This is a genomic window from Paenibacillus sp. Y280 (assembly GCF_056786335.1).
In genome coordinates this window covers 425,894-440,503 of record NZ_JBXCIW010000001.1, presented here as the reverse complement: position 1 = coordinate 440,503, position 14,610 = coordinate 425,894, and the positions used below count along the sequence as shown (strand labels likewise).

Sequence of the window (14,610 nt, the reverse complement as noted above, 5' to 3'; positions counted from 1 at the left end):
TTTTGTAGGCGACGGGATTCCAAACATGATACGTAACGGAGGCATAACGATGAGCGAACAGGAAAATTTGAAACTTGTTACGGACGTATTGGTTATAGGCGGAGGACCTGCCGGCGCATGGGCGGCTTGGAGTGCGGCATCTCAAGGAGCCAAAGTGATACTTGTAGATAAAGGATATCTCGGCTCCAGCGGAGCGACTGCGCCTGGCGGAACAAATTTGCTGTATTTGCCGCCTGATAAAGAACTAAGAGAAGCAGCCGTGCAGGCGCGTCTAAAGTCGGGGGGGTACTTAGCGGAGGGGCACTGGATTCATCGCGTGCTCGATCAGGTTTACATTAATTTAGAGCTTGTGGAAAAGTGGGGCTATCCTTTCGTGCGTGATGAGAGCGGTACGCCGATGCGCGATCATCTGCAGGGTCCTGAATATATGAGCTTAATGCGTCGTGTCGTCAAGAAGGCTGGGGTCAAAATATTGGATCACTCGCCCGCCTTGGAGCTTCTGACCGATGAGAGAGGAGTCGGCGGCGCTCGCGGCATTTCTCGGCAGGAAGACCGTGAATGGGAGGTTCGAGCCAATGCCGTTGTAATAGCGACAGGCGGCTGTGCGTTTCTCAGCAAAGGTCTCGGCTGCAACGTACTTACCGGGGACGGATACTTAATGGCATCCGAGCTTGGCGCCGAACTCTCCGGCATGGAGTTTTCGCGGCGTTATGCGCCAAGCCCGGCGTATAGCACGAATACTCGCTCCCGATTGCTTGGCTGGGCGACATATTACGACAAAGACGGCAATCAGCTGAGCGGACAGCGCAATGGAGATTTTCTGGCGTCAAAGCTGCTGGAGGGGCCTGTGTATGCCATTATGAATAAAGCAGACACACCTGAGAAGCAAGCTATCCTTCGAGAATCCCATGCCATTTTCTTTTTGCCATATGATCGTGCAGGCATTGATGTCTTTACGGAGCCTTTCCCGCTGACGCTGCGGTATGAAGGAACGGTTCGCGGTACAGGCGGTATCCGGATTGTTAGCGAAGATTGCGCGACCACGGTATCGGGGCTTTATGCGGCAGGAGACGCCGCAACGCGTGAGCGAATTACGGGCGCAGCATCAGGCGGCGGGGCGTTCAACGCTTCATGGGCGATTTGCTCCGGAACATGGGCAGGAAAAGGCGCAGCGGAATTCGCGCTATCCTCTTCTGTCGATGCTGGAGCGCGCAAGTTAAGCGCTGCGGGAAGATATGGCCTGCAGGAGGAATCGAGGCCTGGTGAGAAAGCAGTTGATACCCGCGAATTGGTTAAAGCGATTCAGAACGAAATGCTGCCGCTTGAAATCAATTATTTTCGGACGGAGGCAGGCTTAACCGAGTCGCTTGATAGGCTGAACCAGCTATGGACCAAAGTAAATGGGCAAGCTCCTGCTACGGTGCATGACCGGGTGCATGCAAGGGAAGCTGCGGCAATGGCAGCAACAGCGCGTTGGATCTATACCGCAGCGCTCGCACGGAAAGAGTCACGCGGAGCAGGGCTTCATGTACTCGCCGAATATCCGGATGTCGATCCGAAGCAGCAATATCGTCTGCTCGTATCCGGTCTTGAGAATATTCAGGTTCGGCCTGAGTCGGCAGCACCTGCTCAAACAAATGCGCCAGAGCATAATATACCCGCTGCTGCACAGGCGGGAGACCTGAAGGAGGTGCAAGCAGGATGATTGAACTTGTAAGCGAGGATCGTTGCATTCAATGCAATTTATGCGTTAAGGTTTGCCCGACTAACGTGTTTGATAAGGTGCAAGGCGGCGCTCCCGTCATCGCTAGGCAAGAGGATTGCCAGACTTGCTTTATTTGTGAAGCCTATTGCCCGGTTGATGCGCTTTACGTATCGCCGTATGCAGATGAAATAGTCGAAGTGGATGAGAGCGATTTGGCGCAGCGCGGCGTTCTGGGCAGCTGGAGAGCAACAATTGGCTGGGGTCCGGGAAGAACGAAGCTGGCGGCGATTGATAAAACATCTTTTATAAATCGTATATTGCCGCAGCGTCCAGTCCGTGCAGCAGGAGTATCCGATGTTAATGTCCAAACAAGCTAGAACATAGAACATAAAACGTATAGTAGAAGAGGAGAAGGATGAGCATGAGCAAGGTTGAACGTCATATTATTGAAGCAGAAGGTTTGCAGCAATACAGCAAGGAGGTTGCGGAGAACAGGAAACCTGAATCTCCTGTCCATCCGCTTATATTGAACCGATGGTCGCCTCGTTCTTATTCCGATGCGAAGATTACTGATGAAGTGCTTTATACCGTATTGGAGGCTGCAAGCTGGGCGCCTTCCGCAAGCAACGCTCAGCCATGGCGTTTTTTCGTAGCGAAGGATGCTAGGGAGCTTGAAGTGTTCCAAACCTTTATAAAGCCGAGAAATCAGCTTTGGACATCTAAAGCTCCGGTATTGCTTTTACTTGCATCAGCAAAGGTAAAGGAAAACGGTGATCTGAACGGAGCCCATGCCTTTGATGCCGGCGCAGCCTGGGCGACATTGGCGCTGCAAGCTTCGCTGCTTGGGTTATCGACGAGGGCAGTGGGAGGCTTCGACCACGCGTTGGCGCGCGAGGTTCTGCAAGTTCCGGAAGACATCGCGCTTCATGCGGTTATTGCACTAGGCTATCGCGGGGGGCTGGATACGCTTGATGCCTCGTTCCATGATAAGGAGCTTCCAACAAGCCGCCGCAGGTTGAGTGATAGTATATTAACTATCAAAACATAAAGATGAGGATGTTGGTATAGAGATTTCGACCGTATAAACGGAGATGTATTTCATAACGAGATACATCTTTTATTTTTTTGAATAGAGGAGGATCTGCGGTGAGTGCGGAGACAGATATAAGGATAACGGCTGATGTGTTGATTATTGGAGGAGGGCCTGCTGCTGCCTGGGCGGCATGGAGCGCTGCTTCCCATGGAGCAAAGACGGTTTTAGTCGATAAAGGATATTTGGGGACAAGCGGCGCAACCGCTCCCGGCGGAACAGGCTTTCTCTACGTGGAGCCTGACGTTAAGAAACGGGAGGAGTCTGTGCAGGATCGGTTGAAATCCGGCGGATTCTTGTCGGAAGGCGTCTGGATTCACAGGCTAATGGAACAAGCATATTTGAATATACAGCTTGTGGAGAAGTGGGGCTATCGGTTTCCTTTGGATGATAACGGGAATTTGTATAAGTCTCATATGCAGGGTCCGGAATATATGGAGCTCATGCGGCGTGTCGTAAAGAAGGCTGGGGTTACGATATTGGATCAGCATCCGGCACTGGAACTTCTCGTGGATGAGCACGGGGTTGGCGGAGCTCGAGGCATCGCGCGGTTAGACGGGCGGTCATGGGAGGTGCGGGCGAATGCGGTCGTTATTGCTACGGGAGGCTGCGCTTTTCTTAGCAAAGGGCTCGGCTGCAACGTTCAAACAGGGGATGGCCAGCTCATGGCTGCCGAATTAGGCGTTGAGCTCTCCGGCATGGAATTCAGCCGGCAATATGCAACGACTGCTGCTTTCGGCACAGTGACGAGGAACAGAGTTCTAGGATTCGCTTCATTTTATGATGAGGAAGGCAATGTTCTTCATGAAGGCGGTCCAAGACAGGACCACTTCTTCGCCAAGCATCTGGCAAAAGGTCCTGTATATGCCACGCTCACGCAGGGCAATACGCCTGAGAAGCAGGCAATAATAAGAGCTGCAACGCCGCTTTGGTTCGTTCCCTTTGATCGCGCCGGCATCGATCCGTTCACGCAGCGCTTTCCGATCGCTATGCGTTACGAAGGAACGATTCGCGGTACCGGCGGTATTCGGCTTGTAGGAGATTATTGCGAAACCTCTGTGCAGGGGCTCTTCGCCGCGGGTGATGCCGCCTCCCGCGAGAAGACGGCGGGCGCTCGCTCAGGCGGAGGGGCCTACAATGCTTCCTGGGCGATAGCTTCCGGAACTTGGACAGGAAAGGGCGCTGCCGAATATTCCCTTAAGCAAACAAAACAAGCCTCGCAACGAACTCTTCGTGCTGCTGGTCGTTACGGGCTTGAGCATACGGCTGCGTCAGGCGATATCATCGAATCCCGCCGTGTTGTCGAGCAGGTGCAGCGTGAGATGTTTCCGCTCAATATTAATTATTTCCGCAGTGAACCGGTGCTGCAAGCATCGCTTGAGAGACTGCATAAGCTCTGGCCGCTCGTACAGGGGAAGGTGCAGCCGACGACAACGGGACGCGTTCAAGCGAGAGAGGCGGCGGCGATGGTTGCCAATGCGAGATGGATGTATACCGCTGCTTTAGCGCGTAAGGAAACCCGAGGCATGCATACGATGAAAGAGTATCCGGAGCTTGATCCGGCGTTGAACCATCGATTGCTCCTTTCAGGCTTTGAAGACATCCGAATTCAACCAGAGGCGGTTCCGGGCATTCGCACGGACGTACCGCAGCCAGTAGTTATTAAGGAGGCATTAACAATATGATTGAGCTTGTAAGCGAGGATCGGTGCATCCAGTGCAATCTTTGCGTGAAAGTATGTCCAACTAATGTGTTTGATACAAATGAATTCGGGCTGCCCGTCATCGCAAGGCAAGAGGATTGTCAAACCTGCTTCATGTGCGAAGCCTATTGTCCTGTGGATGCCCTTTATGTCGCGTATCATGCCGACGAAAAGATTGAAGTGGATGAGAAAGAGCTAATAGCAAGCAACAAGCTGGGCAGCTGGCGGTCGGTAATCGGTTGGGGAAGCAATGGAAGGATATCTATGGCAGCCAATGATACGACTCCGATTTTGCGACGGGTCCGTAATGGGAATTAATCACTTATAAGGGAGAAGTGGTTTGTATGAGGAAGAAATCTTTGATTAGTTTGATCAGTTTAGTTGCGTTAGCAGTTTTTCTTGCGGCATGCGGACAAGGCAATACCCCGAGCGCCACGAATAAGTTGAACAGCGGTTCGGCGGAAGCAGCATCCTCTCCGTCCGAAGAACCAAAGGAAACGGAAGCGCCGAAGGAAGTGGAGCTTTCTATATTTAAGTACGGCGGAGTGACATTGACGCAGACAGAGGTGGATACTTACTTTAAGCCGGTGGAGGAGAAATTTCCGCATATCAAAATCAAGCTGATCGATGTTCCGGAAGGGTCGGAAATCGAACCGCTGCTAACCCAAGGGGTTGTACCTGATATCATATTCGGCGGAGGCTACGCGGAGCTGAAGGAAAAGGATTTGATTGCAGATTTAGCTCCATTAAAGGAGAAGTACGGCTACGATGAAAGTCGCTTAAAGCCTGAGGTTGTTTCCGCAATCAATCAATCGTCTGAAGGAAACCAGTTTCCATTCTCGGTTAATTTACCAGTTGTTTACGTAAATAAGGATATTTTCGATAAATTTAATGTGCCATACATTAATGAAGCGAAGACGTGGGATGAAATTCTCGATATTGCCAAGCAGCTGACGCGGACGGACAACGGCGTTAATTATATCGGCATCGACTTGGCGGCGGGAAGACTGGGCAGCGGGCTATCGCTCGATATTATTGATCCTGCGACGAATCGAGCGGCAGTGACTTCTCCCGAGTGGACGAAGGTCTATAACGTACTAAAGCGTTTATATGAAATTCCTGGATTTATTGGTCCAGATGATGACTACCGCCATATCGACAAGGATGATGTATTCTACGTTGATCAGAACATAGCCATGTATACGCATAACCTGGCACAGCTTGTCGGCCCGCTTGAGCAATTGCGGAAGGAAGGAATAACGCTGAACTGGGACTTTGCGCCGCAGCCGAACTTTGAAGAGGCGTTAGGCACCAGTATAGAAATCAATGTGCACAGATTCGCGATTACAAAAACGAGTCAGCATAAGGACAAGGCTTATCAGGTGCTTAACTATTTGCTGTCTGATGAGATCCAACGAATCATTACCCGCAATGGCCGGGTATCCGTATTAAACAACCCGGAGCTTGAGAAGGAGTATGGAGCGGATATTGAAGTGTTGAAGGGAAAGACGATAGAAAATATTTTCAAAACGAAGCCGCGCAATCTGAACGCCGAGAATCGTTATGAAGGTAAAATCTCGAAGTATTTGAACGAAGCGGCTAAGGACATCGCGGTAGGCGGCATCGATGTGAACACGGCGCTCCGTACGGCCAAGGAGAAGATCGACAAGGATCTTGAATCATTGGAGAAGACGAATAAGTAGCGTTATAACATGGCTTAGGGGCCGATCAGGTTCATAAGCGTTTTGTCGAAAATATTAAACATACTTGACAGATAGGAATAGTATGATATTATAAATGTAGCTGATCCTACCGGAAAACCGGAGACATGCCCTATCAAGGGAATGTCTCCTTTTTTTATTCCTTACACCGGTGGAACCTACATAATAGAAGAAGGGATGATAAAAATTATGGCTTTTACGTTAGCAATTGGTGAAAAGGCTCCAGATTTTAATCTACTTGCAACAGATGGGAAGCATTATGGCTTAAGCGACTTCGCAGATTCAAAAGCATTAGTTGTATTCTTTACCTGCAATCATTGTCCATTTGTAAAGGGGTCGGATGAGGTAACGCGTCAAACGGTTAATAAGTATGCGCCGCAAGGCGTGTCGTTTGTCGGCATCAGCTCGAACAGCGTTACGGCTTATCCGGAGGATTCTTATGAGAAGATGGTAGAGCGCATTGCAGAACATGGTTTCCCATGGACGTACGTGTATGACGAGAAGCAAGAAGCTGCCTTGGCATACGGTGCACTGAGAACGCCGCATTTCTTCGTATTTGATGCGGATCGCAAGCTTATCTACACGGGCCGCGCTACGGACTCTCCGAAAGACGCGGAAAAAATTACAGTTCACGATTTGGAAAATGCGCTGGAGGATTATTTGGCAGGCCGTGAAGTAGCTGTGCCTCTGACAAATCCGCTCGGCTGCAATGTGAAATGGGAAGGCAAAGACAAGCGCTGGATGCCGGAAGAAGCATGTGATCTCGTATTTAACTAGAAGTTATACAGCAGCATGAGAGGACATCCGCGGACTGAAGCGAAATATGCCTCAGTTGTGGATGTTTTTTCTGTTTATGATTAATAGGTTATTGTAGGTCGACCGTAAAAACGGAGATGTGCTTCTGTATTAGAAGTGCGTCTTCTTTTTTGTATGATTATAAATTTGAAATCAAAAAAGGATGGGTCTATGAACATGAGAAAAATAAGTTTGCTCTTTATTAGTGTGATATTGGTATTGGCTATGGTAACGGCTTGCGCATCAAATAGCGGAAACAAGCCGGAGGAATCGAACACGAATACAAGCACAAGCAATGAAACAGATGGTGCAAAGGAAAGCAGTCCCGAACCGATCACGTTGAAGGTGTTAAGAGCCGGAATTACGGTCACGGAGACAGAATTTCAAAAAATACTAGTGGAGACCACTAAGAAAAAGTATCCGCATATTACGCTTGAATGGGTAGATGCTCCCGAGGATGTTGAGTTGGAGCCGCTTATTACAGCGGGCACGGTACCAGATATTATTTTCGCAAGTACATCAGCAGTATCGACAACCTTTAAGGATTTGGATTTAGTCGAGAACCTTCAGCCTTATGTCGATAAGTATCAAACAGACCTAAGCCGCTTGAAGCCTGTAGTGCTGGACACGATTAAGAAATACTCGGAGCCTAACGAATTGGCGGCTATTCCATTTTCGGTCAATCTTCCGGTTCTCTTCTATAACAAAGACATCTTTGATAAATTCGGCGTATCGTACCCGAAGGATGACCAATCCACTTGGGATGAGATAATCGAGCTGGGCAAGCAGGTAACTAGAACGGATAACGGCGTTAACTATATCGGCATTGATTTATTCGGACCTACTAATATCTCATCCGGCCTTGACCTGTTCATTGTTGATCCGGCTGCCGGCAAAGCAGATGTAACGACACCGGGCTGGAAGAAAGTGTTCGACACCTTGCAAAAGAGCTTCGAGGTCCCAGGCTATATCGGGTCTGATGGCCGCTTTGAATATGCGAATGATGATGACATTTTTTTTAATGAGCAAAATTTGGCTATGCTGCCCTTCAATATCGCACATTTACTCGGGCCGCTTGAAGAACTGCGTCAGCAAGGCACAGAGCTGAACTGGGATTTTGCTCCATTTCCAAACTTCAGCGAAAACCTGGGCACAGGCAAAGCGGCTAACATCCACTCCTTAATCGTGACGAAATCGAGCAAGCATAAGGATGAAGCTTTCCAAGTCATTGCAAATGTGCTATCGGATGAAGGGCAGGAGCTGCTTGCACGCAACGGCCGAGTACCTACTGTAGAGGGCGAAGCGTTCGAACAACTGTACGGAGCGGATATTCCCGTGCTAAGCGGAAAGAAAATTGAAAATATATTCAAGGCGGAGCCGCGCAGCGTCATTAAGCCTCATAAGTTCGAAAGCAAGGTGCGCAAGCACTTAAACGAAGCGGCCAAGAGCGTTGCTGTCAACGGTCAGGATGTGAATACAGCGCTTCGGACCGCACAGGAAGCCATTGAGAAAGATCTCGAAACGCTTGGAAAAACGCAATAGGCCATAAAACGATATTTTAGGGGAGGTGGTCTTGTGGCAGGCATCCGCATTAATCATTTGTACAAACGATATGGCAAGGATAAGCAGATTGTCGTGAATGATTTTCACCTTGAGATAAAGGACAAAGAATTTCTTGTGTTCGTCGGACCCTCCGGCTGTGGAAAATCAACAACGCTTCGCATGATTGCAGGATTGGAGGATATTAGCGAGGGAGAAATTTACATCGGCGAGCAGTTGGTAAACCATCTGCCGCCGAAAGATCGCGATATTGCGATGGTGTTTCAGAACTACGCGCTTTATCCGAACATGAGCGTTTTTGAGAATATCGCATTTGGTCTCCGTCTTCGCAAGCATCCTAGGCACGAGATTGATCAGGCGGTGCGCCGAACAGCTCGCGTATTGGAGATTGAGCCGTACTTAAACCGAAAACCGAAAGAATTATCTGGTGGACAACGGCAGCGTGTAGCACTGGGCCGAGCGATTGTTCGCAACCCTCAAGTATTTCTCATGGATGAACCGCTGTCCAATCTGGACGCCAAGCTGCGCGTGCAAATGCGCATGGAAATCATTAAGCTGCATAAAACGCTGGGAGCTACCTTTATTTATGTCACTCATGATCAAATTGAGGCGATGACGATGGCCGATCGGATAGTTGTCATGAAGGAAGGCATCATTCAACAAATCGATACGCCTGAGGTCGTTTATACGACGCCAACCAATATGTTCGTAGCGAGCTTCATCGGCTCCCCGCAAATTAATCTTATTGAAGGGAAAATAACGGAGGACATTCCAGGGGTTCTTAAATTCAGAGCCTCACGCTTTGAGCTTCCGATTCATCATGAGGCTGCGGCCATTCTCAGGCATCACAATAAAGTGAACAAACGAGTAACGCTTGGCATTAGACCGGAAAATATTGGACCGGAGGGTCTTTACTCGGATGCCATTATTACGGGTGAGTACAAGGTCAGCGAGCTGATGGGTGCCGACCGCTTTTTGCATTTGAATATCGGTCAAGACCGTTTGCTCGTCGTAAGGGTCCATGCCCATTATCATTGCGAGGATAACGAGAAGATTCGGATCGTCCCGGATATGTCCAAGGCCTTGTTTTTTGATACGGACAGCGGGAAACGAATGACGGTCTAACGAGTCGTTCGGAAAGGAGCGCGCTGTTATATGGTGAGCACTATCTTACTTTCAAAAACGTTTAAATTTGCATTTCCGCTTGTTGCAGTGGGGCTGCTAATTCTTTTCTTCATAGGTTGGATGTCAGGGGACGATACTGCGGTTAAAGCGGGTCCATATCGGCCTAATCAATTAGAAAAAGCTTTCGTAGAGTGGGAAAGTTCGTCGCTTGCCGAGGCTGACCTTGAGCCCTATTATGCGAAAGTGATAAGCACTCTGCAGGAGCAGGGGGTGAAGCCTGCTGATAAGCAGGTCATCATTCATGCAGCGGCTCCTTCCGGGAGATCCGATGATAAAGTCATTCATACCGGGAGCTACGAGCAGAAGAATGATGTGTTAATTTGGAATTCAACCAATACGAATTGGATTGAGTATACGGTCGATGTCCCGCAGGATGGGCTATATGAAATTCATGCCTCCTATCATCCGCTGCTTGGCAGGGGCTTTACACGCCCCATTGTGTGGGATGTCACAGTAGACGGAAAGCGTCCTTTTCGGGAAGCCTCCTCTATTACCCTTTACCGACAGTGGAAGGATAGCGGCTTGCCGCAAAAAAACGAAGACGGTGACCAGATTCGTCCCACCTCCGTCGATATATCCACATGGTCAACGGTTCCATTCATCGACTCAGGCGCAAATTATGCTGAGCCTCTGAAGTGGCATTTCACCAAGGGTGTCCACAGTCTTCGCTTCGAAGGCTATGAGCCCGTTGCGATAAGCGAAATCTCGCTTCAGCCGCCGCAGAAGCTTTTGACCTATGAGGAGTCATTGGCCTCCTATCCGGCGAGCGAGCCGGTAGAGGCGAAGGTCATCACGCTGCAAGCTGAGCAAATGACCTCCAAAAATGATCCGTCTGTCCAAATGATGTTTGATCGCGATCAACGATCCGTCCCGCTTGCAAAGGGGAGAATTACGTACAACACCGTTGGGGGCGTAAGCTGGGACTGGCCGAATCAAGAGGTTGCGTGGACATTCGAGGCGCCGGAGAGCGGTCTGTACAAAATCGCATTGCGAACACTGCAAAGCCGCTTCTCCCAGAAAGCATCTTTTCGAACCGTTCGCATTGACGGAGAAATCCCTTTTGATGCATTTCTGACCTATAGATTCCCTTATGCCTCTTCTTGGCAAGGTACGGTGCTGTCAGATGAAGAAGATAAGCCATATGCCATTTATTTAGAGAAGGGGCCGCACACCTTATCGATGGCGCTTACGCATTCCACGGTCAGTCCAATCATACGCGGCATTGAAAATTTAAGTGCATTGCTCCGAACGGTTGATCAGGATTTGCGATCCCTTACAGGCGGCCAAACGGATCGCAACCGAACCTGGAAGATCGCTCGGGACTTGCCGGATCTGAGAGAACGGCTAGAAATGGCCGCAGTCAATCTGGATGTTTTGGCCGACGAAATGGCAGTGGTTAATGGCCGCAAAGACAGCACGAGCGAAGGTTTCCGTTCATCGGCCTCCGATTTGCGCGAGCTGTTGAAGACGATTGATGACATTCCCTACCATATGGATGAGATCTCGTCCATTGATGAGAAGATTAATAACTATGTTGTGAATCTTTATAAGCAGCCTCTGCAGCTTGACGAGATTTACATCGCGCCGATCGAAAAGGCTTTTCCGAAAATGACGGCGTCATTAGGTGCTAAGACGGTGGGGCAGCTTGCTAATTTCTTTTACTCATTCCATTCGAGAGAAAGCCTCAGCGATATGGATGATAAAGAGCTTAATGTATGGGTTCAGCGCGGCCGGGACTATGTGACGCAATTGCAGGAGCTGACGGATGAGTTGTTTACCCCGGCCACAGGCATAAAGGTCAAAGTTAATTTGCTGCCGAACTCTCAGCTGCTTGTCATGTCGAATGCAGCGGGACTTCAACCTGATATCGCGCTAGGCTTATCGCAGGATTTGCCGGTTGATTATGCGATCAGGGGCAGCGTAACTGATCTCACGCAATTTTCTGACTTTAACGAGATGTTTGACCGGTTTAGTCCAGGCTCTTGGCTGCCGCTTTATTATGACAAAGGTTATTATGCCGTTCCGGAGACGCAGTCGTTCCAGGTGCTGTATTACCGTAAGGATATCATGCGGGAGTTGGGGCTGGAAATTCCGCAGACGTGGCAGGATGTCTACGATATGCTTCCGGCCTTGCAGCAAAATTTTATGAACTTTTACGTAGACCCCGGAGAATTTCTTCCGTTCATTTTGCAAAATGGCGTGGAGTTTTACGATCCGGACGGCTTCACAACGGCGCTTGACTCGCCTGAAGGCTTCAAAGCTTTCAAGCAGTGGACTGATTTGTTCAATACGTATGCGCTTGAGAAGCAAGTCCCGAGCTTCTATCAGCATTTCCGCAACGGTACGATGCCGATTGGCATTTCGGATTATAACATGTATGTTCAGCTTGCCGCGGCCGCGCCGGAGCTTAACGGCAGATGGGGAATTGCCATGATTCCAGGCACCGAGCAAGCGGACGGCACAATCAGCCGCTGGGCAGGAGGCGCGCAGACGACAGGCGTTATTTTTGAAGCCTCAAACAAGAAGGAACAAGCATGGGAGTTTATGAAATGGTGGGTTTCTACCGACGTGCAGGAACGTTATGGATCTGATCTGGAGTCAATCAACGGCGTATCCTTCCGTTGGAACACATCCAATGTCGAGGCTTTCGTTCGTCTTCCGTGGAAAACCGAGGATGCAAATGTCATTTTGAAGCAGTGGAAATGGTATAAGGATAAAGTGAATCCGCCTGGCGGTTATTTCCTCGGCAGAGAGCTTAACAATGCGTGGGTTCGCGCAGTCGTTGATGGAATGAACTACCGGGCATCGCTTGAAGCGGCTATACTCGATGTCAATCGGGAGCTAAGACGAAAGCAGCAGGAATTTGGGTTTATCGACGAGACTGGCAAGTCTCTCAAGTCGCTCGAATTCCCGAAAGTAAATTCGCCATGGGAAGGAGTGGACGATTATGTCAGGTAAACTGTCCGGCAGCAGCATTGCGGTAGCGCAAAAAACGAACGCAAAAACGGTCGTGAAGGAAGCGAAGCATTCCGCTGTCAAAGCTCCTCCCAGCCTTTTGAGGGAAATATGGTCATACCGGCTAAGCTACTTATTTATTGCTCCGTTTATGCTTTGCTTTATAGCCTTCATTGCTATTCCGGTACTGGCGGCCGTCGCGCTCAGCTTCACTTATTTCAACGCGATTGAGCCGCCGCGCTTCATTGGCTGGCAAAATTTTCAGTATCTCATATCGCAGGATTTATTATTTCTGAAGCACGCTTTGCCGAATACCTTTAAATTTGCGATTATCGTCGGTCCTGGCGGCTATTTTGCCGCCTTTATGCTGGCATGGCTCATCTCTCAGCTTCCTGATAAATCGCGCAAATGGTTTGCGCTGGCTATGTATACACCCTCGCTAACGATTGGTATCGCGATGTCGATTGTATGGCTTCCAATGCTGACTGGCGATAGAATCGGCTATTTAAACAGCGTGCTGCTTCGTCTAGGCATTATCGATGTGCCGAAGCTCTGGGTAACCGATCCTTCGTATCTGATGAATTCGATGATTATCGTGACGCTTTGGTCCAGTATGGGAGTAGGCTTCTTGGCGATGCTGGCGGGTATTCTTAATGTAAACCGCGATTATTACGAGGCCGCAAGAATAGACGGGATGAAAAGCCGCTTGCAGGAAATTTGGTACATTACGATTCCATCGATGAAACCGCAAATGCTGTTTGGGGCAGTGATGGCGATTGTGACGACCTTTAAGACGGGAGCGATCGGCGTAGAGCTGTCCGGTACGAACCCGACTCCTGCTTATTCCGGCCACTTAATCATTAATCATATCGACGATTTTGGGTTTATACGCTTCGAGATGGGCTACGCTGCGGCTATTTCGGTATTCCTCTTGGTGCTTATGTACGCATCCAATAAATTAAGCTGGGGCTTATTCGGCTCGAAGGAGGATGAGTGATGCTGCGCTGGCTATCGCTGCTGCGAAAGGGTTCTCGGCTGCAATCGATGGACGGCTTCCAGAAGCTGCTGACTCTGTTAATGGTCGTCATGTCCATTTTTATGCTGCTGCCAATCGTATATATTTTCAATCATGCTTTTAAGCCCTATCATGAGCTTTTCGTGTATCCGCCAACTTTTTTCGTTCAAGAACCTTCCTTGCAAAATATTAACGAGCTTCTATCAGTTACTTCGCGGTCGACGGTGCCGATGATTCGTTATTTGTTCAATAGCTTGTTTATTTCGAGTATGGCGATCATCCTCGTAACGGGAGTAAGCGCGCTTTGTGCTTTTCCGATATCGAAACATAAGTTTCCCGGCGCTAAGCTCGTCTTCTCGGCGATATTGCTAACGCTAATGTTTGCGCCTGAAGTTGTGCAAATACCCCGTTATCTCGTCGTCAGCAATCTCGGTATTATGAATTCGTATCTCGGGCATCTTCTTCCGATGATGGCTATGCCGATCAGCGTGTTTCTGCTCAAGCAATTCATTGATCAAATACCCGATGCATTGCTTGAGGCAGCACGTATCGACGGAGCCAATGAATTCGTATTGTTTCTGCGTATCGTCGTGCCGGTATGCATGCCGGCTATCGCAACGGTCGCCATTCTAGCCTTCCAAAATTCATGGGGCAATGTAGAGACATCCGCGCTATTTATGCTCGATGATGAGATGAAAAGCTTTGCGTTCTTTCTATCTACCCTCACTAATAATCTGGCAAACAACGTTTCGATGCAGGGAGCGGCGGCTGTCGCATCGCTAATTATGTTTGTACCTAATTTAATCGTATTTATTTTCCTGCAGGGCAAGGTTATTACGACGATGGCGCATTCCGGCATTAAATAAGAAAGGTGGGTTAAGC

12 protein-coding genes are annotated in these 14,610 nt (G+C 49.2%); all 12 read left to right on the top strand.

Annotation, left to right across the window (positions count from 1 at the left end; translation table 11 throughout):
* Positions 1 to 49 precede the first annotated feature (49 nt).
* Positions 50 to 1,705, top strand: coding sequence for an FAD-dependent oxidoreductase (locus AC1TPC_RS01985; protein ID WP_482065192.1), 1,656 nt, complete (start codon positions 50 to 52; stop codon positions 1,703 to 1,705).
* Positions 1,702 to 2,082: a 4Fe-4S binding protein gene (locus tag AC1TPC_RS01980; RefSeq protein WP_482065191.1), complete on the top strand. Its 381-nt coding sequence runs from the start codon at positions 1,702 to 1,704 to the stop codon at positions 2,080 to 2,082. Before AC1TPC_RS01985 ends, AC1TPC_RS01980 begins: the two co-directional genes overlap by 4 nt.
* A 44-nt stretch (positions 2,083 to 2,126) precedes the next feature.
* Positions 2,127 to 2,753 (top strand): nitroreductase family protein, encoded by a 627-nt coding sequence (locus AC1TPC_RS01975; RefSeq protein ID WP_482065190.1) that lies wholly within the window; start codon positions 2,127 to 2,129, stop codon positions 2,751 to 2,753.
* Positions 2,754 to 2,851: 98 nt separating this feature from the next.
* Positions 2,852 to 4,480, top strand: a complete 1,629-nt coding sequence (locus tag AC1TPC_RS01970) for an FAD-dependent oxidoreductase (protein ID WP_482065189.1) — start codon at positions 2,852 to 2,854, stop codon at positions 4,478 to 4,480.
* Entirely contained in the window at positions 4,477 to 4,815 is a 339-nt protein-coding gene (locus AC1TPC_RS01965; protein WP_482065188.1) for a 4Fe-4S binding protein, read from the top strand. The genes AC1TPC_RS01970 and AC1TPC_RS01965 overlap by 4 nt, the downstream gene beginning before the upstream one ends.
* A gap of 26 nt (positions 4,816 to 4,841) precedes the next feature.
* On the top strand, positions 4,842 to 6,200 hold the full coding sequence (locus AC1TPC_RS01960) for an ABC transporter substrate-binding protein (protein ID WP_482065187.1): 1,359 nt from the start codon (positions 4,842 to 4,844) through the stop codon (positions 6,198 to 6,200).
* Between the two features lie 207 nt (positions 6,201 to 6,407).
* Positions 6,408 to 6,995, top strand: coding sequence for a thioredoxin family protein (locus tag AC1TPC_RS01955; protein WP_482065186.1), 588 nt, complete (start codon positions 6,408 to 6,410; stop codon positions 6,993 to 6,995).
* Positions 6,996 to 7,190: 195 nt separating this feature from the next.
* On the top strand, positions 7,191 to 8,555 hold the full coding sequence (locus AC1TPC_RS01950; protein WP_482065185.1) for an ABC transporter substrate-binding protein: 1,365 nt from the start codon (positions 7,191 to 7,193) through the stop codon (positions 8,553 to 8,555).
* Between the two features lie 33 nt (positions 8,556 to 8,588).
* Positions 8,589 to 9,698, top strand: coding sequence for an ABC transporter ATP-binding protein (locus AC1TPC_RS01945; protein WP_482065184.1), 1,110 nt, complete (start codon positions 8,589 to 8,591; stop codon positions 9,696 to 9,698).
* Positions 9,699 to 9,728: 30 nt separating this feature from the next.
* The gene (locus tag AC1TPC_RS01940) at positions 9,729 to 12,716 is read left to right on the top strand and encodes an extracellular solute-binding protein (RefSeq protein ID WP_482065183.1); all 2,988 of its coding nucleotides are present in this window, start codon (positions 9,729 to 9,731) and stop codon (positions 12,714 to 12,716) included.
* Positions 12,706 to 13,710, top strand: a complete 1,005-nt coding sequence (locus AC1TPC_RS01935) for a carbohydrate ABC transporter permease (RefSeq protein WP_482065182.1) — start codon at positions 12,706 to 12,708, stop codon at positions 13,708 to 13,710. The genes AC1TPC_RS01940 and AC1TPC_RS01935 overlap by 11 nt, the downstream gene beginning before the upstream one ends.
* Positions 13,710 to 14,594, top strand: a complete 885-nt coding sequence (locus tag AC1TPC_RS01930) for a carbohydrate ABC transporter permease (RefSeq protein ID WP_482065181.1) — start codon at positions 13,710 to 13,712, stop codon at positions 14,592 to 14,594. The genes AC1TPC_RS01935 and AC1TPC_RS01930 overlap by 1 nt, the downstream gene beginning before the upstream one ends.
* The last annotated feature ends 16 nt before the right edge of the window (positions 14,595 to 14,610 follow it).